The 25,501-nt window shown below is 31.2% G+C and carries 23 protein-coding genes and 1 tRNA gene; 7 read left to right on the top strand and 17 right to left on the bottom strand.

Translation table 11 applies throughout. The features are described from left to right. Positions 1–119 precede the first annotated feature (119 nt). The gene (locus ACJDU8_RS21850; protein ID WP_406794294.1) at positions 120–311 is read left to right on the top strand and encodes an asparagine synthase; all 192 of its coding nucleotides are present in this window, start codon (positions 120–122) and stop codon (positions 309–311) included. A 77-nt stretch (positions 312–388) separates the two neighbouring features. Here ACJDU8_RS21850 and ACJDU8_RS21855 read toward each other — a convergent pair whose 3' ends face one another. Continuing rightward, the gene (locus tag ACJDU8_RS21855; protein WP_406794295.1) at positions 389–1,033 is read right to left on the bottom strand and encodes a hypothetical protein; all 645 of its coding nucleotides are present in this window, start codon (positions 1,031–1,033) and stop codon (positions 389–391) included. Between the two features lie 441 nt (positions 1,034–1,474). Here ACJDU8_RS21855 and ACJDU8_RS21860 point away from each other — a divergent pair, with 441 nt between their 5' ends. Continuing rightward, a complete protein-coding gene (locus ACJDU8_RS21860) occupies positions 1,475–4,447 on the top strand; it encodes a cation-translocating P-type ATPase (RefSeq protein WP_406794296.1) in 2,973 nt (990 codons plus the stop codon). A gap of 272 nt (positions 4,448–4,719) precedes the next feature. Here ACJDU8_RS21860 and ACJDU8_RS21865 read toward each other — a convergent pair whose 3' ends face one another. From ACJDU8_RS21865 to ACJDU8_RS21885, 5 genes are all read right to left on the bottom strand, one after another. Then, positions 4,720–5,565, bottom strand: coding sequence for a methyl-accepting chemotaxis protein (locus ACJDU8_RS21865; protein ID WP_406794297.1), 846 nt, complete (start codon positions 5,563–5,565; stop codon positions 4,720–4,722). 55 nt (positions 5,566–5,620) lie between these two features. Beyond that, a complete protein-coding gene (locus ACJDU8_RS21870; RefSeq protein WP_406794298.1) occupies positions 5,621–5,878 on the bottom strand; it encodes a hypothetical protein in 258 nt (85 codons plus the stop codon). 63 nt (positions 5,879–5,941) lie between these two features. Further along, positions 5,942–7,363: a tetratricopeptide repeat protein gene (locus ACJDU8_RS21875; RefSeq protein WP_406794299.1), complete on the bottom strand. Its 1,422-nt coding sequence runs from the start codon at positions 7,361–7,363 to the stop codon at positions 5,942–5,944. Between the two features lie 802 nt (positions 7,364–8,165). Next, complete coding sequence (locus tag ACJDU8_RS21880; RefSeq protein WP_406794300.1) at positions 8,166–10,214, bottom strand: methyl-accepting chemotaxis protein; 2,049 nt, start codon at positions 10,212–10,214, stop codon at positions 8,166–8,168. A 1,301-nt stretch (positions 10,215–11,515) separates the two neighbouring features. Continuing rightward, positions 11,516–11,662, bottom strand: coding sequence for a hypothetical protein (locus ACJDU8_RS21885; protein ID WP_406794301.1), 147 nt, complete (start codon positions 11,660–11,662; stop codon positions 11,516–11,518). Between the two features lie 206 nt (positions 11,663–11,868). Here ACJDU8_RS21885 and ACJDU8_RS21890 point away from each other — a divergent pair, with 206 nt between their 5' ends. The 3 genes from ACJDU8_RS21890 (at position 11,869) to ACJDU8_RS21900 (ending at position 14,060) form a co-directional block, all read left to right on the top strand. Further along, positions 11,869–12,306: a MarR family winged helix-turn-helix transcriptional regulator gene (locus tag ACJDU8_RS21890; RefSeq protein ID WP_406794302.1), complete on the top strand. Its 438-nt coding sequence runs from the start codon at positions 11,869–11,871 to the stop codon at positions 12,304–12,306. 81 nt (positions 12,307–12,387) lie between these two features. Beyond that, positions 12,388–13,506 (top strand): alpha/beta hydrolase family protein, encoded by a 1,119-nt coding sequence (locus ACJDU8_RS21895; protein WP_406794303.1) that lies wholly within the window; start codon positions 12,388–12,390, stop codon positions 13,504–13,506. A gap of 263 nt (positions 13,507–13,769) precedes the next feature. Next, positions 13,770–14,060, top strand: a complete 291-nt coding sequence (locus ACJDU8_RS21900; RefSeq protein ID WP_406794304.1) for a transposase — start codon at positions 13,770–13,772, stop codon at positions 14,058–14,060. 154 nt (positions 14,061–14,214) lie between these two features. Here the strand turns inward: ACJDU8_RS21900 and ACJDU8_RS21905 are convergent, their stop codons facing one another. The 9 genes from ACJDU8_RS21905 to ACJDU8_RS21945 form a co-directional block, all read right to left on the bottom strand. Continuing rightward, complete coding sequence (locus ACJDU8_RS21905) at positions 14,215–15,714, bottom strand: phytoene desaturase family protein (RefSeq protein ID WP_406794305.1); 1,500 nt, start codon at positions 15,712–15,714, stop codon at positions 14,215–14,217. Between the two features lie 175 nt (positions 15,715–15,889). Next, entirely contained in the window at positions 15,890–16,273 is a 384-nt protein-coding gene (locus ACJDU8_RS21910) for a zinc-binding dehydrogenase (protein WP_406794306.1), read from the bottom strand. After that, on the bottom strand, positions 16,270–16,488 hold the full coding sequence (locus ACJDU8_RS21915; protein WP_406794307.1) for a hypothetical protein: 219 nt from the start codon (positions 16,486–16,488) through the stop codon (positions 16,270–16,272). The genes ACJDU8_RS21910 and ACJDU8_RS21915 overlap by 4 nt, the downstream gene beginning before the upstream one ends. Positions 16,489–16,717: 229 nt before the next feature. Next, positions 16,718–17,245: a flavodoxin family protein gene (locus ACJDU8_RS21920; RefSeq protein WP_406794308.1), complete on the bottom strand. Its 528-nt coding sequence runs from the start codon at positions 17,243–17,245 to the stop codon at positions 16,718–16,720. 61 nt (positions 17,246–17,306) lie between these two features. Beyond that, the gene (locus ACJDU8_RS21925) at positions 17,307–17,774 is read right to left on the bottom strand and encodes an FMN-binding protein (RefSeq protein WP_406794309.1); all 468 of its coding nucleotides are present in this window, start codon (positions 17,772–17,774) and stop codon (positions 17,307–17,309) included. Between the two features lie 26 nt (positions 17,775–17,800). Continuing rightward, positions 17,801–18,388, bottom strand: a complete 588-nt coding sequence (locus ACJDU8_RS21930; protein WP_406794310.1) for a TetR/AcrR family transcriptional regulator — start codon at positions 18,386–18,388, stop codon at positions 17,801–17,803. 948 nt (positions 18,389–19,336) lie between these two features. Then, positions 19,337–19,675: a hypothetical protein gene (locus ACJDU8_RS21935; RefSeq protein WP_406794311.1), complete on the bottom strand. Its 339-nt coding sequence runs from the start codon at positions 19,673–19,675 to the stop codon at positions 19,337–19,339. Positions 19,676–20,713: 1,038 nt separating this feature from the next. Beyond that, positions 20,714–20,854, bottom strand: coding sequence for a hypothetical protein (locus ACJDU8_RS21940; protein ID WP_406794312.1), 141 nt, complete (start codon positions 20,852–20,854; stop codon positions 20,714–20,716). A gap of 212 nt (positions 20,855–21,066) precedes the next feature. Beyond that, positions 21,067–21,975 carry a PhzF family isomerase gene (locus ACJDU8_RS21945; RefSeq protein WP_406794313.1) on the bottom strand — a complete coding sequence of 303 codons (909 nt, stop codon included), beginning with the start codon at positions 21,973–21,975 and terminating at the stop codon, positions 21,067–21,069. A 426-nt stretch (positions 21,976–22,401) separates the two neighbouring features. Between ACJDU8_RS21945 and ACJDU8_RS21950 the strand changes: the two genes are divergently transcribed. Then, entirely contained in the window at positions 22,402–22,572 is a 171-nt protein-coding gene (locus ACJDU8_RS21950) for a hypothetical protein (protein WP_406794314.1), read from the top strand. A 212-nt stretch (positions 22,573–22,784) separates the two neighbouring features. Here ACJDU8_RS21950 and ACJDU8_RS21955 read toward each other — a convergent pair whose 3' ends face one another. Then, complete coding sequence (locus ACJDU8_RS21955) at positions 22,785–23,537, bottom strand: phospholipase D-like domain-containing protein (RefSeq protein ID WP_406794315.1); 753 nt, start codon at positions 23,535–23,537, stop codon at positions 22,785–22,787. A gap of 101 nt (positions 23,538–23,638) precedes the next feature. Beyond that, complete coding sequence (locus ACJDU8_RS21960; protein ID WP_406794316.1) at positions 23,639–24,634, bottom strand: TOTE conflict system archaeo-eukaryotic primase domain-containing protein; 996 nt, start codon at positions 24,632–24,634, stop codon at positions 23,639–23,641. Positions 24,635–25,282: 648 nt separating this feature from the next. On the opposite strand from ACJDU8_RS21960, the gene ACJDU8_RS21965 reads away from it, so the two are divergent. Next, positions 25,283–25,358 (top strand) — tRNA-Trp (locus ACJDU8_RS21965). The last annotated feature ends 143 nt before the right edge of the window (positions 25,359–25,501 follow it).

The raw sequence follows: 25,501 nt of genomic DNA on the forward strand, positions 1-25,501 counted from the left end.
AACTTTATATAATTGGAAATATATGAATTATCCTAAACATTTTACAGGCATAGATTAATATAATAAATGGCATTATATATAGTATAGTATTTAAAATAGTTAGTGGGGAGGAATTTAACATGAAAGTTCGTAGAGGAGCAATACCAACTTTTCTGGGAACAGCAGTTACAGCTACTGGAGCTGCTTTAACAGCTATGGAAATAGCACCATTAGTTGCTTCTGGAGCAATTGGTTTTGGTTTAGCACATATAGTTCTTGGAGGAGTGGAGATGAGTAGGACTAAAAATAATAGAAAAAGAACAATGCAATAAATATAATATTGATTTTTTGATAATAATTAATAAATAGAAAAGCCTTTGACTACTACCAGAGGCTTTTTGTAATTAAATTATGCAATTGAAACTGACTTTTCAACGCTGTTTATAAGTGTAGTAAGCACTTTAATTAACCCATTTCTCAAGTTAGTCTTTACATTAATCAAAAATCCCTCTATTTGCCTATAAATCAATTTCCCATGTCTCTCTATTTGATTTTCTAGATTATTGTTTCCTAATATTTTCTTACCAGAAATTATTTTTTTTAATAGGTTATTTATTATTGTATCAGGACATATCCTGTCAAACATGTATGAAATTACAGAATCTATAATTTTTTCACTGGCCTTTGTTACCACTTGGGTAGTTCTAAAGGCCCTGACAGTATTATCAATAAAGTCATTGTAGTTGCTGCTGATGTGGAATAAATCTGTAGATTCATAATTTAGCTGTATATAACCTACATCTTTTTTAAGTTCTTTATTAATCTTTAACATTATATTTTTTATAAGATTTTCAACTGCCTCAGGAGATATCACTAATTCTTCAAATATCTTTTTATCATGTAATGATGGCTTACCTGCTGCCATAACTGAATAGATTTCAGCAGATCTTAAGCATGCAGAAAAAAACACATTTAATTCTTCTTCTATTAATAAAATGCAAGATCTTTCAAATTCACTTACACGGTATTTAAAATGAGTACATGAATTTATCATAATTATCTCCTTTTATTTTAATCATTTCACATAAAAATAAATAATCCAATTTACTAAAGGAACTATAATCATACAGGTCTTATTTTATGCTAATGAAGTAAAGGCAGTGTAACATCCATGTTAAATAAATTTTAAATATATTAAGGAATAGTTGGCAGAATTTTAGGGAACACTACTTGGATTATTGCTATAACAATACAATACTTTATCAAGTGATTCTTAGGTTCAGGTGGAGTTTGCTTATGAGAAATTCTTTTCTTCATCTGAACCTTAGAAGAACTTATCCAGGCGCGCAGCAGTGCTTATCTCCCACTTTGATAGAAAAGCAGAGAACCAAAATTTTTAATTTTGTGTGAATCGCTTTCACAGAGTGCGATGGGGGTGTTAGCAATGGTAGCGTTCGGATAAACTTCAAAGAAAGGTGATGCAAGAGTGTTTTATATGCCTAACAATAGATCAAATATTAAAAAACCAAATGACCAAATTCTGTATAAAAGAATAAGGATACCTGTCAAATCCGTATACAGAAATGAGAATATGTCAAAAAACATAACTAATTTCATTATGTCTATTAAAGGAGTCGTTGAGGCAAAAGCTAATCCTATAACAGGCAAAGTACTTATAATATTTGATGAAAACATAGTATCGGAAAGCTATATAGAAAAACAAATTACCATTTATATAAGAAAGTCAAATATAAAGCACAATGCCAATGTAATTCAAATTAACAGAATTGATGGAGAAATGTCAGAGTCTATTGCCTTTGAAGATATCAGAGCCCCCCTTCCTGGTAAAAATTCATCAACTGATAATTCAACAATGTGGCATGCTGTAGATAAGCGCCAAATAGAAAATATTCTTAAAACGAATTTTCAATCTGGTTTAACCAATAAAGCTGTAAAGGAAAAGATTAAGGAACTAGGACTAAATGTTTTATCAGAGAAAAAGAAAAGTTCTCTGATATCTAAGTTTATAAAAAGTTTAAATGACTTCTCAGCAAAGTTACTTTTGGGGGTTAGTGCCATTTCGTTTTTTTTAGGTCAAATACCTGATGCTATAGCTATACTTGGTATAGTACTTATAGAGACCCTAATTGGAACAGCCCAGCAATATAAAGCAGAAAAATCTTTATATTCTTTAAAAGACATGCTTGTACATAAAGCTAAAGTGCTTAGAAATGGTGAAGAAATTTATATAAATGCTAAACATTTAGTATCTGGTGATATTATTTTACTGGAAGCAGGAGATAAAATTCCTGCCGACGCCAGAATAATTGAATGTAATGATTTAAAAACTACAGAAGCTTCCCTAACTGGCGAATCCACTTCTGTAGTTAAGTCCATAGACATCTGTAATAAATATATGGAGCTGGGTAACAGACACAATATGCTATTTATGGGTACTGATGTAATATGTGGAAGAGGGAAAGCAGTTGTTGTAGCTACAGGAATGAATACTGAAATTGGTAAAATTCAAGCAATGCTCCAAAACATAAAATCAGAAGCTACTCCCCTTCAATTAAAAATACAAAACTTCACTGCAAAATTAACTAAAATATGTTTAATTTCCTGCGCTGTTATAGGTTTTGGATCTTTACTTGCAGGTAGAAGTTTAGCTCAAGTATTAGCTGCCACAGTAAGCTTCTCTATTGGGGCCTTGCCAGAAAGTCTTCCAGCTATTGTAACTGTTTCAATGGCTCTTGGAGTACAGAGAATGAGCAAGCACAATGCAATTGTAAGAAATCTAAATTCAATAGAAACTCTAGGCTCTACTAATGTAATTTGCTGCGACAAGACAGGAACGCTTACCATGAATGAGATGACAGTAAAGAGAATTTATGCAGATGAATGCTTGTATGACGTAACTGGTTCAGGGTATAATCCAAAAGGAGAAATCAACCTTATTGAAGGTGCCCCAACAAAAAAGGCCAGTTTAGAAAAATTGTTGACTGCAGGAGTAGTTTGTAATAATGCTTCTTTAGTAAATAAAGAAAATAAATGGACCATAGAAGGAGATCCAACAGAAGGGTCTCTAATAACTGCTGCACATAAGCTGGACTTAGATGAACATGTAATAAAAGAAGCAAATGAACGTCTAAGAGAAATTCCTTTTGATAGTTCCAGACGGTTTATGACAGTAATGGTAAAAAGCCCGGATGGAAAAATAGCATATTGTAAAGGTTCCTTAGATTGTGTCATAGAAAAGTGTAAAACAATATATGATGACGGAGTTGAGAGACTGTTAACATCAACGGATAAAGAAAAGCTATTATCTGTATGTGATGAAATGTGTGAAAATGCTCTTAGAGTTTTAGCCTTTGCATACAAAAAAGTAGATAATAAGTCCTCCGGCGATATTGATAATAATTTTGTTTTTCTGGGGCTGGTAGGAATGGAAGATCCTCCAAGGGAAGGTGTTGAAGAGTGCATACAAAAATGTCATAATGCAGGAATCAGAGTTGTAATGATTACAGGGGATCACAAAAATACTGCAGCTGCTATAGGAAGAGAACTTGGTCTATTAACTGACGGATTGGTTATATCAGGAAATGAGCTGGAGGACATGACTGACGAAAAACTAGATTCTAAAATTCAAAAAATACAAATTTTCGCCAGGACATCACCGGAACAAAAACATAGAATTGTAAAGGCTTTTAAGCGGTTTGGATATATAGTTGCCATGGCCGGCGACGGAGTAAATGATGCACCAGCCATAAAAGAAGCCAATGTAGGTATAGCTATGGGGAGCAATGGAAGTGACGTGGCAAAAGACGTTGCATCTATAACCCTTATGGATGATGATTTTTGCACTATAGTAAGAGCTATTGAAGAAGGAAGAACTGTAAATAATAATATAAAAAATTCAATGAGATATTTATTGGCAGGCAGCATAGGTGAAGTAATAGCCATTGCATTAGCTTCCACTATAGGAGGAATTTTGCCTCTTATATCCCTACAAATATTATGGATAAATGTAATTTCAGAAAGTATTCTAGGTTCTACACTGGCAACAGAACCTTCAAGTGAAGAAGTCATGGATAATCCACCTGTAAAAAGATATGAACCATTAATTGATAGAAAACTGGGATCACAAATTGTTAGAAGAGGTATTGGGATAGGTTTAACCACCTTTGCAATATTTGAAGGCTCCATGCTTTTAGGTGCAGGATTAAATAAGGCAAGGACCTTAGCCTTTTCCAGTTTAGTATGTTCCCAGCTTGCCAATGTTTATGACTGCAGAAGAAACAAATCAACGCTTCCTAATAGGTATACTAGCATTGCGGCTGCCTCTTCCATAGCTATGCTGCTAGGTACTATATACCTGCCATTTTTAAACCCATACTTTGGAACCCAAGCTCTTACTCTAATAGATTGGGGGGCTGTAGCTGGAGTAACTATGCTTAGCAGGATATAAATAATAAATTAATATTGTGCTAAACAACTAAGAATCTTAAAGAAATATTGCATCAGTACAAAAATCTTGATTATCTAAAAGTAAGAATCTTGATTCTTCAATATTTAGTAAAATAAAATATGTACCATTTAGAGCGATAACCATAAAATCTCCAATAAATTTTCTAAAGGGTGTATGCAACTACACTATAGCACCATTCGACCATATAGTATAATTGAATAGTGCTATAGTTATTTTATTTCTTTAAATTTCAACACACTTCTTCATTTCAATTAAATTGTAGTCTTAGCAACTCTTTCTATATCAGCTGCCAATGATGTAAGCTGTTGTATGCATGTGGAAACTTCTTCTGTAGCAGCAGATTGTTCTTCTCCTAATTGTGCAATTTGTGCCAGTTCTTGCACTATACTAGATATCCCACTTTCAATAAATAAAAGAATCTCATTTATATTTTTTATAGACTTTGCACTGTTATCCGCCATTTTTCGTATTTCCTTAGCAACTACTGCAAAGCCACGACCTTGTTCACCTGTTCTTGCTGCTTCAATTGCTGCATTTAAAGCAAGTAATTTAGAATTTGTTGCAATTTCATTAACAAGTTGTAATATTTTAGATGTTTTTTTGATTTCCTCAATTGTACTCTCTCCAACTTTTTTTAGTGAATCTAAATCTGTAGCAAGCTTTGTGGAACTGGTCGTTAATTCTTCCATTGTTGCATATATTTCTTCTGTAGTAGCAGCAATTTTTTCAGAGGACTCATACAATTTTTTCTGTGTATCAACACTTAGACCTATACCAAATGCTCCAATAATATGATTTTCTTTGTTTCTAATTGGAACTGAGCTTGATTTTACAGGAATTCCATAAACCTCCTCAAGTAAAACCTCCAGTACCTTTTTACCAGTTCGTTGACATATATACATTCCAGATTGATGAGGAATGAGAGATCCAGGTAAAACTTTTACATTCATATTTTCACCTGAAACATAATATAAAAATCTTTCTTTATCTGTCACAGCAAACATGCTGTCTACGGGTAAAGCATCCTTGATAATGGGAATGGCTTTTATTAAAGATGTAATGATACTTTCCTCATTATTACTAATTGATTTTTCCATATTATATATAACCCTCCTTTATTCTACTAATACAAACTTTACTGATAAATTAAAATTACATAAGTTTAATAATTTTGCTTATATACTTTTTATCATTACTAACTCTTATTAAACTTTCAATAAAGTATTTACTTTTACTCTTAGGCAACTGCCTCCTTTCAAGAAGTTTAATCATTACCATACAAGTATCATATCTTTCTACGTGTGTATGTCCTTCCGAAAATTCCTTGTGTATGTTGTGTAATATATATCCTTTCCTAGATTTATAAATCTTGAAGTTAAAATTATGATATATTTGTACACTCACAAACATTCACCTCAGCTTAATATTATGAAATAAATGTTATATGAATGTTAGAACAATTTTAATTAAATTTTAAAGATGGTTTCTACAGTATTGTAATATTGAATCACATGTTTCAGTATAATTCTCACCAAGCGGACAAACGTTAATATACTGCTTTGCTTCCAAACATAACAGTGCTACTTTGTTTTTATCTCCAAGTGAGTTTAAATATAATATAGCAATATTAATTAAAGTTTCTATTACACCTAAACTATATACTTGTGGATCTTTTTCTGCTAATTCTCTTCTTATACTTAGAGCTTCTCCATAATTCTCCTCCGCTGCTCCATAGTCATTTCTATCAGCTTGTAAAATTGCAAGGTTATTTAATGTCATTGCTACATCAGGCATATATGTTTCAGGATTTTTTTCTGCTAACTTTCTATACTTCTCTAGGGTTTCTCCATAATTTTTCTCTGCTGCTTCATAGTCATTTTTATCAGCTTGCAAAACTGCAAAATTATTTAATACTGTTGCCACGTAAGGCATATATGTTTCAGGATCTTTTTCTGCTAATCTTCTATACTTTTCTAGGGTTTCTTCATAACTTTTCGCCGCTGCTTTATAGTTATTTCTATCAGCTTGCAAAATTGCAAGGTTATTTAATGTCATTGCTACATCAGGCATATATGTTTCAGGATCTTTTTCTGCCAATCTTCTATACTTTTCTAGAGCTTCTCCATAATTTTTCTCTGCTACTTGATAGTCATTTCTATTGAACTGTAAAATTGCAAGATTGTTTAATATGTCTGCTACATAATGTACATAGGTTTCAGGATTTTTTTCTGCTAATTTTCTATACTTGCCTAGGGCTTCTCTATAATTTTTCTCTGCTACTTCATAGTTATTTCTATCAGCTTGCAAAATTGTATATTGAAATACATTATTAAAATTGGAGAATAACTCTGTTGAATCTTTATAGTATTTATATTTATCTTTAAAACTAGTAGGATTTTCATAATTCAATGATGTAAGTTTTGCTTTTACTAAAAATTCATTAGATAAATCTGAACACTTTTTATTTACAATTTTTCTATCTATTAAAGCTCTGTCTTTATCAACATACATATCTTCTGTTTTTAAAATTGTATTAGCTTCTCTAAGTTTGCCTTCTATAAAATATTTTTCAGCATCCTTAAGTCGCTGAGATTTAAATGGTATCTTGTTAAAGATCTCAGCTAATGTATAAACTTCAGAGATAAAGGATTGTCTTTTTTTCTCTAATTCTTCTATATATTCTAAAGTTTCTTGTCTTTTTTCTGATTCATCATCATTTAACCTACTAAAAAAATTTTTTTCTCTTTTAATATCCTTTTCTATCTTTTTATAATCATCAAATTCATTATAACTAATATTAATCATAGTATCTTCAACATAATTATTATTTCCATTGATAGTACTCCCACATATAATATTTTTACTCTCTTTTATAGATATTGCTCTCTTTTCCATATCAATAACCATCTCCAACTATAAAATTCTCAATACAATTTATTTACATAAGTTGTAAAAAGCATGCAATAACTTGCTAGCATTTAAAAATTATAACTAAGGATTGTTGATATAATATTAAGAGTGATAACATTATATTTAATATTTATGTAAACTTTATATGTTCTATGGATTTTACATATGTGTTGTATAGAATTTAAAAAGTAATTATCTCCATCAAAAGTCATCACAGCTTCAATTTTAATAGTTATATCACATTTTCAATAGATTTGGATCTTGAGTTTATGAAAACTAACACCATAAAATGCATAATTAAATGGTGTTGTATGCTAAAGTTGCTCAATTTCTGAAACGAATTATAAAACGAAGCCACGGGGCAGTTACTATGGGGTTTCAATATACCTTACATATCCTTAAGTTTAATATTTTCTTATATTTTAGTACAGAATTTAGAGTAAAACTGTAAGATACCTCTATAATTGTTGCACTTTTACTTAATTACATATATACTTTCCCCGCCCCATGGTTTGAACTAATCACACTCTCCATAATTTATGCCGTTTTAGAACTTTTATCGGTGGTCTCGAAATTCTCGGTTCTATTTTCCTCATGATTACTATTGTGTCACTACAACATGGACATTTAGCTCTTACTCTAATGGATTGGGGGACAGTAGCTGGAGTAACTATGCTTAGCAGGATATAAAAAGATTAATAAGATTCTACTACGCCCCTTTATAAAGTTCTTCTAAGATTCATCATGAATAAACTCCACCTGAATCTTAGAACCACTTGATTATGTATTAACTAACTTTAAATGCAGATATTTTACTTTGTAATTCTATTACTATTTGGGTCAATGATTGTGCAGCAACTGATACCTGCTTCATAAGTGCAGTTTGTTCTTCCGAAGCTGCTGCCACATTTTCAATATAGCTAGAAGATTTAATTGAAAGACTAGAAATATCTTGTATTCCACTCACCATATTATCAGAATGATTATATAACCCTTCAATAACCTCTTCTATTTGTCCCATTTGTTCTGCAACATTTTTAACAGAACCTGCTATATCCTTAAATGAATTACTAGCCTCATTTATCATAGTTTTTCCGGTATCTACTGATGCATTTCCTTTACTCATAGCTGCTATTGCATTGGTAATATCTTGCTGTATCTCCTTTATAAGATCACTAATTTTTCCTGCTGCAGTTCCTGATTGTTCTGCTAATTTTTTAACTTCTTCAGCAACTACAGCAAAACCTTTTCCTTGCTGTCCTGCTCTGGCTGCCTCTATTGCAGCATTTAAAGCAAGGAGGTTTGTTTGTTCGGATATGTTATTTATTATGGTAATAATACTACCTATTTCTTTAGATTTTTCACCTAACACATTTACAATATGTGTTGATTGGGAAACTTGTAAGCTTATGTTCTCCATTTGCTCTATTGCATCATTTATTATATTGTTGCCGTTTTTAGCTACTTTCGTAGAATTAAAAGATAATCCAGTTGTTAAGTTTACACTTTCTTTTATATTTTTTATACCATTATGAATTTGTGTAACTGCTTCAGATATAGATCCGGTATCTTTAGTTTGTAATTCAGCATGCTGGGATACTTCTTGCATTGCTGCAGCCACTTGTTCAGCAGCCGACTGAGTTTGTTCTGCACTTGCAGTTAGCTCTTCAGATGTGCCCACAATATGATCAATATTACTAGTAACAGAATGAAAAGTTGTTTTCAAATTTGATGACATTTTATTTAAGTCCTGAGCCATATGTCCTAATTCATCCTGAGAGTTAACATCCAGAGTATAAGTTAAGTCTCCATCACAGATAATAGAAGTTAGTTTAGTAACCTGATTTATATTTTTTGTTATGTAGTTACTATAAAAAAATATGGCAGCCGTAATTATTACTATTAAAAATATACTAAGTAGAACAAGTATAGATACTAAGCCTTGCAAGGGACTATATAATTCTTTTTGTGAAACAGTAATACCTAATATCCAATTTGTTGAAGTTACAGGTGCATAATAAATAATCCTTTTATCATTACCATCCATATAAAAACCATTACCACTTTTACCACTTAGTATGTCTTTGCTAACAGCCGAAAACCTGGAATCATCCGTTATTTTCGATCTCATTACTTTTTTTGAATCTACACCAGCAATATATGAGCCGTTATTTGTAATCAAAAAAGCCTTTCCAGACTGACCAAACTTAACTTTATTAACCATATCTTCTAGATTGCTTAGATTAATATCCCCACTAGCCTCTCCAATAAAATTACCTTTTTCATCAAAAAATGGTGCTGAAACAGTTGCCATAGTAATTTTGGTATTATCATCATAATATGGAGCAGTCCAACCTACTTTATCTTTTGTGGTTTTCCCTGCTTTATACCAATCCTGAGAAGGATAGTTATAATTATCTTTCATATAATCTTCTGTGTACACAACCTTACCATTGTCTTTATATGCATAAGGTCCAAAAAACTTTACATTTTCCTTATATTTATAAGGTTCAAACCATACTCCTACTCCAAAAGTATCTTCATTAATTGCGGTATATTTTTGTACTAAGCTTTTATATTCATCTTTAGACATGGTGTTTCCACAAACTTCAATATTTCTTGCTAAAGTCTCAGCAATTCTGCTGTGTGAAGCAACTCTGTTATTGACTGATAACTTTAGTTCACTCATTTTGTAAGATATTTTACTATCAATTTGCTGGCTGATAATATTTTTTCCAGTATAATAACTTAACACTGATAAAATAATTAAAACCATTATTGTAACAGGAAGAATAGTTATAATAGTTCTTGTTCTAATACTTTTAATTCTTATCACTTTACTTCACCCCAAATCAATTATTGTATGTCTTTTTTTGTCTAAACCTAAATTCTGCTAACTACGCTCTTGATTACAAGCTATTATTTGCTATTTAATTTTTAATTTATCATGTTCTCGACATAATTATTTATAAGTTTATACTTTTTATTGATATTTAACTCGGGTTTAACATTACAGAATATTTTAAAAGACATTATAATTTCACTACGAGAAAGTGTGTATGAAACTTCATTCAGCTCGCCTTCACCAATCAAGTCCACAATTAACATAAAAAATTATAGGCATGAATTAATACATAAATAAAAAATAGAACTCCAACTTAGTTTTAGGGAGACTAAAAGAGCTGTTTTTGAATACATAGAGTTATTCTATAACCCTCCATAGGACTCATTCAACAAATGGATATATTCCTCCATTTATGATGTGGGAGGCTTCATAGTGATACTAAGAAAAATTAAGATAATTATGGATTTTTGCTGTCTATTTTATTGAGGCAAGGTCAGTGTTCTTTAAATGAATTAGGAATAAAGGCATTAATATCAAAGTTACTAGCAAGTAACTCAATGAACCGATCGTTTAGTAGTTATGTGTTTTAATTCAGATACCTGTTAAAATATTCAGTTGCTTAATTTTATTAAGACAAAACATGTTTGTTCGCCTCCTCTATGTTTTATTATTTTGTGTGGTAACATTTATTATTTCATAGTGAAGGAAAATATAAAAGCCTAACGGCTAAAAAGTTAAGGAAATCAACGCTTACACAATTCTCCAAGCAACTAAATTTAAAATAATTAGTATGGAGGAATGTTAACATGAAAGCTCGTAGAGGAGTGTAATACCAACTTTTCTAGGAACAGCAGTTACAGCTACGTGAGCTGCTTTAACAGCTATGAAAATAGCATCACCGCTGGAGCAGGTGGGTTGTATTTGCTGCTTAAGCAGCTTAAAATGATTCTGCTGTAAAATTATCACCCTTTTAAAGTCCATCAATTTTTTAACTTCTTATATAATCTATTATTACTTCATCTGTAACATTTCAACTACGTCCCGAGTTTACCTAACGGTTTAGGCTGGAAGCCGAGGGATTTAACCCCATTATACAGACATTTAATTAAATATTAATCTATTTTATTAAAGTTTTAGAAAACTTGTAAATAAGGCCTGTTTAATTGAACACAGTATATTTAAATCAACGGTATAATTATTGCGAGTACATTTAGGAGCTTTGCAGAAAAAATTGCCACTGCTCCTATAAGGGAAATTTTGACCAACGATCCCATAATATCACCACTCTAAAATTAATAAGTACACTGGCTTTTGTTTTGAGGAAGCAACATCCCAAATCCTGCCAGTATAAACATCCATCCTGGGAGAAGTGGTAGAATTACTCCTGATATGCCAAGTATTATCATCACTACACCCAATATTTTTTTCATTGTTTTCAAAATAATCACCTCCCGTATAATAATATTATTTAGTGTATTCATTTTTATGAGTATAATACAAATATTTGATAATTCAAGGTATAATAATTAAAATTGAAAATTTAAATGACATTTTATTCTTAAGTTGTGACGGAACTGATTGTATTGACAAATAAGGTTGTCACAACTATAATATTTATAACAACTTTATTTAAGTAGGTGATGACTTGGAAACACAATATGATTATACTCAATTAATTGGATATTTAATAATTAAAAGTGAAGTTTGCATTAAGAGAAAAATTCTTAGTTTATTTTTAAAAAAAGGTTATAATATTACCTTTGAACAATGGACAATATTAAATGTATTATATGTAGAACCAGGTTTAATTCAAAGCGAAATTGCAATAAAAGCATACAAAGATAAGACTAACGTAACTAGGATATTGGATATACTTTCTAAAAATGGATATGTAGTAAGAGAAAAACATAGAAGTGATAGAAGAAGTTCTTGTATTTATCTTACAGAGGCAGGAAGAAAAATATTTGATGATCTTATACCCTACGTTAAATCACTTAATAAGCAATTTACAAAGGACATATCTGAAGAGGAACTAAAGATATTTACAAATGTATTAGATAAGATATACAAAAATGCCGAATAGGAATTTTGATTTCTCTCAATAGTTGTTGTAACTATAATATCTATATCTACTAACTATTATAATTTGTATAAGGAGAATTTTATGGTTAAATTAACTTTAAAAGAAAAGCTTGCATTCAAGTTTATCTTTAGCGAGAAGAAAATTTATAGCAGATGGTATGGGAGGTTCTTATCTTTCGGAATAGCCTATGGAAGACTAAAAAGAGTAGTTGGAAGAATTCCTAATTGGTTACAATGGTGTAGTGAATGGACTAAAGAAGGTGACATTCTATATAAAATGGCAGAAGAAGCTTTGCAGAATGGATATATGATAAAAGCAAAAGAATTATTTCATGAAGCAGTGGGTTGTTACCATGTAGGTCAGCATATATTTTTTATTGACAGTATTCAAAAAGAAAATACTCAAGATAAGGCTAGAAAGAGCTATAAAAAAGCAATTAGTTTATATAACGAAGGGGAAAAACCCATACCAATCAAAATAGAATTTAATAGAGTAAAGATACCAGGATATTTAAGACTCTCGCCCTTTTCTAATAAACCGCTCATTGTTTTTATCAATGGAATGGATAATATAAAGGAAGCCGAAGGTCATTCCCAAGGGACATTATTCAAACAACATGGTTTTAATTATTTTACTTTTGATGGCCCTGGCCAAGGTGAACTATGGAAAAACATGAAGTTTGATGTAAGAGAATACCACAAAGTAGTATCGACGATTATTGATTGGTTTGAAGATCAAAAAATATATAAAATTGATTTAACTAAAATTGCGTTAATTGGATTTAGCTTAGGAGGATATTTAGCACCCATGTGTGCAGCATATGATAAAAGAGTAAAAGCTGTGGTCGGAAATAGTGGACTTGTTTATATAGGTGGGTTACAGGGATTAAAACAGCTTAATCCAATTTGGCAACGTGGTGTTACTTATATGACTGGATGTGAGACATTAGAAGAAGTAAATAATAGATTTGACTGGGATATTGAACAGCAGCCTAATTTGAGGATACCTCTATTATTCTACCATGCAGGAAAAGATGAAGTAATGCCTTCTCCTCAAACTCACTCTGAGAAAATAATGAGATGGGCAAGAGGAGAAAAGACCCTTAAGTATTATGAGTATGGTGAACATTGCACCATGAACTATTTAGATGAAGTATTTCCTGAAATAATAGATTGGGTTAAGAAAAAACTGGAAATGTAATTTTACTTGTAAACAAATGGATTAAATGATTAATAAACTTATAACTTACCTGCAGACAAATTTTCATATTACGAAATAGTTAAAAAAATATATTCTAATGTCCATTTACTTATATACTTATACTTGAAAAAACTTACTAACATTTATTATAAACACAATCATTTCAATAGTCCTCTCTTTTTATTTATTAACTAGAGTGAGTTATGCTGACTTTGACGAACACAACTTCGTGATTATATAATAAAATCATGGAGGCGAGAAAAATGACAGATAATAAACAAAAAAGATATGAGGAAGAATTTAGAGCAAGTGCTGTAAAAATGGATATTGAAAAAGGTGGAGTAATCAGTGAGGTTTCTAAGAGTTTAGATATATCAGAACCAGCCCTTAGACTTTGGGTTGCGGATGTAAAAGAACCTGAAGGTAGTGAAAACTTTATAATAGAATTTCGCAAAATTATTTCAGTTTTTAGGGAAATGACCCCAGGAGTTCAAATTTTCACCTCCTTACCAAACTCCATAAAATCAGTAAAAATCAATAGCTATTCTTGGTGAGATTTATCATAGCTATAAAAAGGTAGCTTAATATAAACTATTAACTTTAAGCTTAGCAAATAGGCTTATTTGTGCTATCCAAGAAGTGGAACCTCAGATTTTTTTCTGAAATTTCATTTTTTAAATTTTACCTTTGTTTCCTACTGTATCCGATTTACTTTATCTTTTTGACACACTGATAAGCTGCTGCAAGAGCACCGGGCACACCACCAATCTGCATTGCCCAGCATGAACCAATATACAGGTTTTTCACCGGTGTTTTTATATTCACGCTCATAGTGTTTTTATAGAACTTCTTCTTTGGGTTCCAACTCCATGAGGAGCTTGCCCCATCGGTATTATGAGTAAATCTTTCATAAGTCAGTGGAGTTGCAGCGTCTTTATATTCGATATATTCCCTTAAGTTAGGAATCAGTATCGATGCGGTTTCTATCATTGCATACATAGCTTTTTCCTTCAATTGTTCATATATCTCCTTGTCACCGCTGCCCCAATTATTCATCCAATGGTGAGGCATCATTGCCTGAAGCATCAATGAGGCTTTCCCTTTGGGAGCATGATTGGAGTTTATCATTGACGGTGAATAAAGCGAAGCAGACGTCTTGCTGAAAAACTCTGGATCTTGTGAATTATAAATATCATAATCAGGTTTATTATTAAAAAAAATTACATGAGGAGCTTTCATATATTTGCCAAGTTCTTCATTTGACATATTTAAACCCAGATATACTGTAAAGAAGCTCTCTGAAACAGTAGACCTGTCGATATTATTCAAGAGTTTCTGTGGAATAAGGCTATTATCATCTAAAAGTTTCAAGAAGGTTTTTTTATAATCTCCGGCAGAAATAACATAATCTGCTTCATAAATGGTGTTTTTACATGAAACTCCAATTGCCACTCCATTTTTTGTTATTATCTTGTCAACAAACGAGTTCAGCTTCAAAACTCCACCCAACTTCCTGAAGTTTTCAACTAGAACGTCAGCCCATGACTGCATCCCGCCTTTCACAGTCCAATAGTCGGTGAGCATTCCTGGTAAACTGGCGCCTACAAACATGGCCGGCATATCCGGATAGCCAAATCCGCTGAACAGCTTGAACAGTTTTGAGTCTTTTTCGAAATAAATTTCGGCAAAGTCCGACGAGGTCATATCGCCATACTTTTTTGATAGCTTCATCAGTTTTGGACCGTTCATGACATATGGAATCATTAATTTTAATAATTTAAGTCCACTTAAAAGAAATGGCATGGGTTCATCTACGTTCCCCATCAGATCAACTATTTTATCCAAATCTGGAAACACCCTATCAAGCTTTTCTTTATCGGATGGAAAAGCGGAGTAAATCATTTTTTTAAAATTATCGTAATTCTCAGGAATCCCGTCGATATCCTCCGAAACAAATCTCATTTTCTGTTTTACAAAGTCTATCTTTTCAAACACTCCGATGTCCTTCATTGCCTTGAATACTGATGCTGAAGCCTCAAAAGAAAGAGTACCGCTCTCAAAATAATAACCATTCCTATAAAATCCGGCAGTATAGCCGCCAGGCATGCTGTGGGATTCAAATATGGTTACTTTATGGCTATTCTTTGCAAGAAGATTTCCTGTAATAAGGCCGCCGATTCCCGAACCGATTATTACTACATTTTTCATTTCATAATCTCCTTCATTTTATAATAAATTATTGTATAATATTTAATTGTTTATTTTTACCCTATGTTTTTTACTTTGTTATAATACCTAAAAATTATTTCCACTGAATCAACGTTAGGATATCTACCTATACTACCTATAGTACCGCTATGGCAATTGAATCGTCTAGCTTATACTACAAAGTGATGACTACATTTCCCTTTTTATGTCCTTCATCAACATAGCTATGAGCCTCTGAAATCTTCTCCAGCGGATAACATCTATCAATGACGGGTTTTATCTTTCCAGTCTCAACTAACTCTTTGAGGAAAATTAGATCTTTCGCCTTTGCACTTGCAGTTCTCAAACCTGTAGCCATAAATAGAGCCTTTTTTGCGAGATACTTTGAGGTCCATAACATTTGAAGCATAAGTACTGGAGTAGGGACAGTTGAAATATAGATCCCTCTTTGTTTTAGCGACCTTTTACAATGTGAAAATGAGCTCTTGCCTACAGCGTCAAAAATGATATCATAGGTCTGACCTGTTTTAGTAAAATCCACTTTGGTATAGTCGATCACTTTATCGGCTCCACTGGTATTGATCTTGGACTTAAGAGACCATTGAAGAATCTAGATATAAACGGGTCACCCCTCCGAAATGCCGAATCCGCTGATGTTACTGCAGCAGCATGTATTTTTATTAATACTTCATTATCCTTAATAGCAGGCTTTTCTACATTTTTTAATTTAAGGACATCTGGTGATCCATATTTTGTGCATACAATTGCTTTCATTCATATTTTCTCCCTTAATTAAGTTGGTACTGATATATTTATTTTTACTCGATGTATGTTTTTATATGCACGTTGTAATATTTTTTATACTTCATGTCGATAATTCTTTACATGGGATGTAGCCTCTTAAATGAAGGGGGCTGTGGAGTTAATTTAACTTGTATCATTTGGCAAGAATAAAACCTTTCGCCAAATATACAGTTCTATCGTGACCAAAATTTAATTACTCCTAGTTCTGAATCATTTCTCTCACAGTTTTTATAATTGTATCAGTTAATTTTCTAATATCTCCGTTATTTATTCGATAAGCTGATGTATATTTTCGAGTTGGTTTCGGGTCTGAAGGCAATAGATCAGCAACATGCAGATCCATAAGTGCATTAGGTTCCTTTCCTACTCTTTTTTTCAATTCACCTGCCAGTTTTGGATTTGCGCCATCGGCCCCACCGCTTATTGAAATGAAAGCATATTTACACGGATTTGTTTTAAGATGCTTTAAGTAAGCACGAAGCGGTGTAGCCACCTGTCCCATCCAAATCGGCGCAAAAAAGAGAATCAAATCACAATTTCCCAATTTATCAGGTGTTGGTTGTACCTGTGGTGTTCTGTTAAAAATCATGTCCAGAACAATTGAACCAATAGTCCTAGATTTAAGTTCTTTAATTTTGATGTGCTCCACTACAAGTTCTTCTGCTATACTGTTGGCTAAAACTTCGTTGTTACCAGTTAATGAGTAGGAAATAACTGCAATCTTCATAATAAAACCTCCTAAATTTTTCACATATATTTTTGCCACATTGGCAAAACGAAATCCTTCCCTATTTTTTCTGTGCCTTAATGAGAGCGTTTTCCACAGGCTTCAGATAGGCTTTTGAAGTAAGAGTAGCTCCACTGATGACGTCTACATGCAGCGACTGGGCTTTGATTACTCTATTATATAGCTCGCCTGTAAATTCCAGCTTTTGATTTTCTTTATGCTCTAGTATTTTAATATCAGTAACCTTGCCCGAGGATACGGTAACCTGTACTTTATTGGCTCTCCATTTGTACATTCCGCCTTCGTATTCCCCGATATAAGTACCGTCGTTCAGCTTGCTGAAATTCACAGCGTCAAGAGAGAGATTTTTAGCTTCATTATGTTCTTTTGATATATACCACCAGCCTACTGCTCCTACTACACCTAATGCAGCAATAATTGCAAGAAAAATAACCCATCCAATTTTTCTTTTCCCCTGTCTTTTCATTTTTAACCCCTTGCTCCTTTTCATAATAATTATGCTTCCCATTTAATTTATTTTTCCACCTTTTGAGATTATTCTTTCCCAGAGCAATCCATCAAGCCTTTCATTGCAAATTCCGCTAAGTATTCTAAAACTTGTGGGAAATATTTAAGTCCAATCTCTTCCTTGTGTGTTTCCACATTGACTAAAGCAGAAAAAATTGCCATAATCACCTCAGCATCTATGTCATTTCTCATTTTTCCTTCGATTTGCCACTTCTTTACTATTTCAATAAAATTGTCATATAAAAAAGCAACACAATCAAATCCGTTTTCCTCACGAAAACTTTGTTCTATTTTATTGAAAACATCTCTGTTATACCATTCTTTTAAGATGGGATTTGAGGTCATTCCCTTGAGATTGAGAAACATGATTTTCTTCATAACATCTATAGGGCTAGCTTCTAAATTAATAGATTCCATTATGTTCCTTTTTAGTTTCACGTTTTCTTCCAAATAAATCTCCATAAACAGCTTATCTTTTGAAGGATAATAATTATAAAAAGTGCCGGTAGCCATACCAGCCATTTTTGTTATTTCAGCAATACTTGTATCTTTAAACCCTTTGGAACTGAACAACTCTCTTCCACACTTTAATATATCCGCTTTTTTATCAATCATGTAAGTTACCTCCCTGTAGTCTAGAAAATCTCTTTACTTATGTTTAACCATCTTGTACCCTAAAGAATTAAAAAGACCTTTATAAAATTCTTCAACGGATACTTCATTTTCTGTTTTAGTTATTTCTGCTGAAGTTTAGTCATTAGTTATAATGTAGACACCCAACTACCCCTTGATACACTAAATCCAAATTTTGCTCCCATACCTTCTAGATATTTAATAATGTCTTTCCACCAAAGATACCTTGCATAACAATTACTGCAAAAATCTTATCAAAAAATCTTGGCCTATGGAATATCTTGTCAATTAAAATGAAATATTCACGCAATTATATGAATGAATATTTTCAAATTCATTCATATTCTAACACAGATAAATATTTTAGTCAATTATATATAATACAATAATTAAATTACACTATCATGTATTATCAAGAGCTTAAAGGTACTGCTGCAGTGTCCAAAGATGACCATTCCTGCAAAAAGAATGTCAACATGTGGCGTAGTCTAATTTACTAATTTTGTATCCTTCAGCAAATGCTTTTCTTCTCTCCATCGCAAGTTGTACTGCTGTTTTAGCATGTTTGTATCACATTTTTCTACTTTGGCATATTGTTGTATTATGTAGAAATATTATAATAAAGCAGGTTTTGAGCAACGAATAAACATTGTGAATTAACCCAGTAAGGGTAATACTATCAGCTATGCCACGTACTGAAAAGCAAATGTTATAATATGGAATTGAATATTTATAAAAACATTTGTAATAATTATTTTATAACCGTACAAACTATAGATAAATCCTTCAAATATACACTTACCAATCTATTAAAGCTTGTATCTATTTTGGATTCAAGCTTTAGCTATTGAATAATATTAAGAAGGATGTGTACTTATATTTCAAGAATAACTTTTAACTCTTATCTATATAACATATTAAGAAAAGTATTTATTTTATTTTTACTATTCTATATATAATTATGAGCATCACGATAACTAAACCTGAACCATATATAAGTTTGTTATATTTCGCCAACCATCTTGGCAGAAATATATCAAATCCAACTTCAGGATTATCAATATATTTATATCCTAAAATTGTTAAAGGGCATTTTCCTTTAAAAATTATCAAAATTACAACTTCAATAATTTCCAAGCCAATTGCAATCCATAAATATAAATCTATCTTATTATAAATCCCTGCATATAATATATAGAAAAATACAAAAACATAAAAGGTCCATATCATTGTGTGTATTAGTTTTAAATAGAATAATTTCTTATCCACATTTCTTCCTCCATTTAAATCAATACTTACTTCCTCATAATAAAATTACAATTATGTCTTAACTATTATATCATGAATTTTCAATATCATTCTTAAACAGAGCCTAGAATTAAAACTATACACAAGCTATGCACAGTTTATTAAAATGATTAATAATAAAATTAATGAAGAAGATTTAAAACCCAAATACGTGGTTTTTCCAACCTATAATTGCTCTATGTATCAACAATATTTCCCACTTCCTTTTCAATAAGAATAAAATAGTTTCTTCCTCAAGCTTGCATAGATGCAGCAAAATCAACACCTTTCTTTTACGGTATCCCATTTTGACTTTCCCATGAACTCACCTCCCATGTATCTTTATATATAGTGCGTGTGGCAGCCATTACATCCCACAACCTACATAATAAAAAAATAAGCACCAACAATACATTTGGTACTTATTCCTACATCTATGCCATAAGAGATATAAACTTTTGCACATTTGGGGCCTGTAGCATTATTTGGCCTATTATTTTATAGCTATTATTATAATTAATAATTGTTATGATATTATTTTGCATACGTTAAATAAATATTTACACAGTAAAAAAATAAGCACCCTAGATGACAGGCACTCACTTTTCCTCTAAGTTTTAATAACTTAGGACACTTTTATTGTACATGCTAATTATTGCCATAATGTGTATTGAATGTTAAATAATGATTACATTTAGTATATTATTCCTTTGTTTTTTATTGAACATAAAAATAAGCACCAACAATATACTTGGTACTTATTTTTATATGGCTCCATGAAGTCCTCCCCATACAAAAATATGAGGTACTCCAGCAACTTCTGTATTTAATTTTTTCGTATAATCCCTATTAAGGGGATTCTTATACCAATCAACTATATATTTGATATTTAGATTCTATTTTTAGAGTATCTGGAATTGTGATTTCAAATATCATCCAGTCATTAACTTCTTTTGGGTTAAAATCACATAAAATCCCTTTTAAAATATATTGGCCATAACCTCTACTGTTATATCCACATCAGATATTGCATTTATTATTTTCATAAAAAGCTTTTAATTCTTCTGGATTATTTACTATTACATTGGCCTTATGAGTATCAGTATCCATAATTATCCTTAGCCAATCATATTTAAATACTTCAAAATCATAAAAAAGCATTTAATCACCTGCCTCTATAATTGAGTTTCCATGTATAATAAGTCTAATTTTACACATCCTATTTGTATAAAGAGTTTATATGTTAATATCTCCTGGATTAATAATTAATCACTTTTTTCCCATACCGGGAATGTATAATTCCCGGTATCTATTTTTATCACAAAGAGTTTGAAGTGCAACACAAAAACACCGTAGAATTCAACTTTGAATAATTATTGCAATAACAACTCGGATTTAAATACTATTACAGCATTTCCTGAAATTTTAACTTCTACAGGTTTATTATTTTCTATAACTACTTCCACTTCAATAATACCTGAACGTTCTATAGCTTCGCCTTGTTTAGCTTTAAATTTAAGTAAAGAATTATTATGATTGATCAATTTATGGTGAACCAAATATGCACCTAAAGGACCGTTTGCATTACCCGTTACAGGATCTTCATTAATACCTATAGCAGGAGCAAACATTCTACCATGAACCAAAATATCACTATCCTGAGAATCAACTGTGAAAACGTAATATCCATTACATTTAATAATATGGCTCAATTTAGAAAGGGTATCATAATTAGGTTTCATTTCATTTAAGGTTGCAATGTTCTTTATACCAATCATAACCTTAGAATGACCTGTTGAAACAATCTGAATTGGATAACCTTCTAATAAATCGTCATCACTTATACTTATTGCTGATAAAAGATTTTTTTTATTTATCCCTTCAATAATATCGCCAAATTCAATTTTCCCTTGCGTCATAGTAATTTTGTAATCTTTGTTTTCTTTCACTATATCAACAGGAAGAATCCCTGCACCTGTCTTATGATAAACTCTTGAAGTGTTAAGCGTATTTTCAATAGCGCGGGCATAGTGCGCAGCAATAGTAGCATGTCCGCAAATTGGCACTTCATTTGTTGGCGTAAAAAACCTTATATGAACATCATACTCATTACTATTTGAAGAAAAGATAAAAGCTGTTTCAGAATTATTAAGTTCTCTAGCTATTTTCTGCATTTCATCCGAAGTTAATCCATCAGCATTTGTTATAACCCCAGCTGGATTTCCAACAAATTTATCCTTAGTGAATGAGTCTATTTGATATAAATTATATTTTCTTGTCATGCTTTTTCCTCCTACCGATTATGAATATGAATTTGTAGATTGCAATTCAGTCTCTTTATATACGGAAATTATACCATATTTTAGCACCTAAGCATCAATATTCTTCTTTAAAACATCGCATTATTCAATTGTCACGGAACATCGTTCATACTTTTTGTTCCAGTAGTTACGTCGTCTAAAATTCATTATATGTAACATCCTACAGCATGTTGAATAAGCTGTATTAAGCTTGTGTTTTCCAAAAACATTTTTGAATACACATCATACTACCTTTTTAATATACTATTTCACCAATACAGTATTGACATATCCATACCATGATTCTACTGTATTGGTGCTTTATATTTTAATTTTATTTTCACCTGCCTTTTATATTTTAAGAAGGAGCTATACCATTAATTTTAGAATACTGCAGAAAGCTTAAGATTGCAGAATATATTATTGGATGACAACGCTAGTGATAAGATATGGAATACAGACTTCATAAAAAAAATAAAAACTACTGCCGATAGACTTGATGTTAATAATATAGGGTTAAAGATGGCAAAGGATTCAAATTTAAAGAGCCTAAAAGTGACACATCTAATAGATCTATAACTGCACCACAACAACTTATAAAACTATTATAAGCTTCTATTTACAGCTTTAGCTATACTATTGATAAAATCCTCAAGATTATTTTCAACACTTGCTTTTTCAAGAGCACTCATATACTCATCTCTCTTCCATTCTTATAACAGTGATGGGATAGCCATTTCTCATAAGAATTAAATTCTAAATTTTTTTCAATATAATTCAATAAATATTCTTTATTCTATACTACCTAATAACTCATTTGCAATGTTTATACTTTCTAACCTCATAATACTTTCCTCTGCACTTCCATAACCTAAAAGGTTAATACTTCCATACCATACAATTTTCTGATCAAATATTGCAAATTTCTGATGTATATTTGTTTTAAAAATAATATCTATTCCAGACATCCTTATAAATTTATACATTTCCATTAAAGCACCTTTATCTTTTTCTTTAAAATCTGTTTCTGGACGAGTAACTACCTTGATCCTATTTCCATTTTTTATTGCAATCATCAAAAGTTTTAACATTTGTGACAGTCTTCTTTTGCTTATAAAAGGACTAACTATAACAATTTCATGTTTCGTTGAAAAAACATCATTACTAAATACAGTTAAAAAATTATTATTGTTATAAATTAAATTTATTGTTTCAAATGGTTTACTCTCACTTTTAGCGGAATATCCTATTGAAGCATATCCCTTTAACCTTTTTTCATACATTCTTTCTAATACACCAATATGTACATCAACATAATCATAAATTTGAACTTCATTTTTATTATCATATATTCTGTGAAGTCTACCAGCATATTGCTGTAGCGTTCCTTTCCATGCTATAGGCATTGCAAGAAATAGAGTATCTAGTCTCGGTTCATCAAAGCCTTCTCCTACAAATTTACCTGTAGCTACTATTACAAAGCTACTTTGTTTTGCTATATTTGAAAGTTTCTCTAGTTCAGTTTTCTTTTCTTTAACTGACATTCTTCCAGTAAGTACAATAACATTAGGTAGTTTTTTTCTAAAGCATTAGCAAGTATTTCGACATGTGCTGTTCTTTCAGTTAAAACTATGGGATTTCGGCCCTATTTTACACAACTTATAACATCACTAATAATTAATTCATTTCTAATTTGACTAGTACTTATTTCAGAATATATTTCTGCTATTGTCCATTCTTTTTCATTTTGACAAACAGGTTTTCTAAAAGAAGTAAATCTCGGAATAACATAATGTTCAAAAGGTTGTTTTTCAGCCTGCTTTCGTGCATCAACCTTTAAAAATTCATTTACTGTTAAAAACTGGTTTAACCTTTCTTTCCATTGTTCTAACAATTGTTGAGTATGTACAATTATAAGGGTGTTTACCCTTCTTTCAGCTATTAACCTAGCTCCAATAACAGTTTTACCAAAACCAGTGGTTGCAGATAACACTCCATTATCATGTTTTAACATAGCATCTGCAACTACCGCTTGTTCTTCTCTAAGTTCTCCATTAAACATAACTGAAATTGTTTTACCACTATACCTTTCATCGTTGCACTTAAAGTTAACTTTATTTTTATCAAATAAATTATAAAGGTCACTCTCTGTGCCTCTTGGAAGACATAAATATTCTGACGTTTCCTCTGACAAAGAAATAACTCTTGGTTTATCAAAGGTCGGTAGTCTCATAGCTTGAGCTTTATAAAATTCCGGATTTTTAAATACTGCCACTCTTTTAATAGAATTTAGAGTTTTATTTGAAAATCCCTCTTTCTTTATAAAAATCATATTAGCTTTTATAATATGAACATTAGTTGAAAAATCTGTATTACTTAATTTATAGCTTTTCCTAATTCTTTCCCATGGTTTAGTTTCTTCCTCTACATCTTCCTTTAACTCTCCTAATTCATCACCAGAACAAAGTTCAGAAATATAAAACTCAATCTCATCTTTTGTGAGTTTACCAACAGAACTTAGAAAATGCCATTGATCTTTATAGGGTTCTAGGTTTTTATCTATAAAAACACTATTTTTGTTTTTTCTAGCATTTTGCTGCATTGGCAAGGCTATAAGATTTCCAAAGCCTTCTTTTGGCATAGTGTCCTGATTCGGAAATAGTCTATCATAAGATTCAAATTTGATTCTCTTCTAACAGCTCCATGTACTTATTATAAAGTTTATTATAATCCATTCTTTACTCCTTGCTTATTTTTTTAGCTAACTGAAAACTAACAATTTCAATTCAAGATGTAAATCATTAGTTTCTCATTTATCCATTTCAGTTTTTCATACTCACTTAGATATTTATCAATGTTATCTGTATAAATTCTAATTTTGGCTAAAAATTCATTAGGAAGTAACCAAGCTTTTGAGTTTAAATTTTTAAAATTCGCTTATCGTATATAAACCTCCATAATCGTTGCTTAAATATAATTTTTTTTGTAATAATTATATCATATAAATGTAACAATTATATGGCAAAACCATACAATTTCACATAAAACACTAACCACTTTTTTAAATAGCAATATTCATAATTTAGCATTTTATGTACTTATTTAAAGTTGAATTGCTGTGTGCTGTGTAACCAACAGTACAAGATACAGCTCCAATGATAAATAATAGAAAAAATCAACAGAATTAATTAAATTGTGCTTGACTGATTAAGCTTTCTGTCTTATAATAAATTTTGTCAGTAATCATTACAATAGATTTACTGAAATATGATAAAGTATTACTAAATATAGGGGTATAGCTCAACTGGTAGAGTAGCGGTCTCCAAAACCGTTGGTTGTGGGTTCGATTCCTACTGCCCCTGCCATTTTGTAATTGTGAAAACGCACAAAAAACGCACAAAATTAAAATTAATTATTTTTGTGCGTTTTTATTTATTTTAGAATACCACAGGTTTTACCTGTGGTTCCGGAAAGCTTATAGCTATGAGTAGGAAAAAGAAAAACTCCA

The sequence above is a fragment of the Candidatus Clostridium eludens genome (genome assembly GCF_045310515.1).
GTDB lineage: Bacteria > Bacillota > Clostridia > Clostridiales > Clostridiaceae > Clostridium_B > Clostridium_B eludens.

Coding starts and splice junctions, on each gene's coding strand:
- ACJDU8_RS21850 (WP_406794294.1), top strand. CDS start 120: ATGAAAGTTCGTAGAGGAGCAATACCAACTTTTCTGGGAACAGCAGTT.
- ACJDU8_RS21855 (WP_406794295.1), bottom strand. CDS start 1,033: ATGATAAATTCATGTACTCATTTTAAATACCGTGTAAGTGAATTTGAA.
- ACJDU8_RS21860 (WP_406794296.1), top strand. CDS start 1,475: ATGCCTAACAATAGATCAAATATTAAAAAACCAAATGACCAAATTCTG.
- ACJDU8_RS21865 (WP_406794297.1), bottom strand. CDS start 5,565: ATGGAAAAATCAATTAGTAATAATGAGGAAAGTATCATTACATCTTTA.
- ACJDU8_RS21870 (WP_406794298.1), bottom strand. CDS start 5,878: ATGTTTGTGAGTGTACAAATATATCATAATTTTAACTTCAAGATTTAT.
- ACJDU8_RS21875 (WP_406794299.1), bottom strand. CDS start 7,363: ATGGAAAAGAGAGCAATATCTATAAAAGAGAGTAAAAATATTATATGT.
- ACJDU8_RS21895 (WP_406794303.1), top strand. CDS start 12,388: ATGGTTAAATTAACTTTAAAAGAAAAGCTTGCATTCAAGTTTATCTTT.
- ACJDU8_RS21900 (WP_406794304.1), top strand. CDS start 13,770: ATGACAGATAATAAACAAAAAAGATATGAGGAAGAATTTAGAGCAAGT.
- ACJDU8_RS21905 (WP_406794305.1), bottom strand. CDS start 15,714: ATGAAAAATGTAGTAATAATCGGTTCGGGAATCGGCGGCCTTATTACA.
- ACJDU8_RS21915 (WP_406794307.1), bottom strand. CDS start 16,488: ATGAAAGCAATTGTATGCACAAAATATGGATCACCAGATGTCCTTAAA.
- ACJDU8_RS21920 (WP_406794308.1), bottom strand. CDS start 17,245: ATGAAGATTGCAGTTATTTCCTACTCATTAACTGGTAACAACGAAGTT.
- ACJDU8_RS21925 (WP_406794309.1), bottom strand. CDS start 17,774: ATGGGAAGCATAATTATTATGAAAAGGAGCAAGGGGTTAAAAATGAAA.
- ACJDU8_RS21930 (WP_406794310.1), bottom strand. CDS start 18,388: ATGATTGATAAAAAAGCGGATATATTAAAGTGTGGAAGAGAGTTGTTC.
- ACJDU8_RS21940 (WP_406794312.1), bottom strand. CDS start 20,854: ATGCTTTTTTATGATTTTGAAGTATTTAAATATGATTGGCTAAGGATA.
- ACJDU8_RS21945 (WP_406794313.1), bottom strand. CDS start 21,975: ATGACAAGAAAATATAATTTATATCAAATAGACTCATTCACTAAGGAT.
- ACJDU8_RS21955 (WP_406794315.1), bottom strand. CDS start 23,537: ATGTCAGTTAAAGAAAAGAAAACTGAACTAGAGAAACTTTCAAATATA.
- ACJDU8_RS21960 (WP_406794316.1), bottom strand. CDS start 24,634: ATGCCAAAAGAAGGCTTTGGAAATCTTATAGCCTTGCCAATGCAGCAA.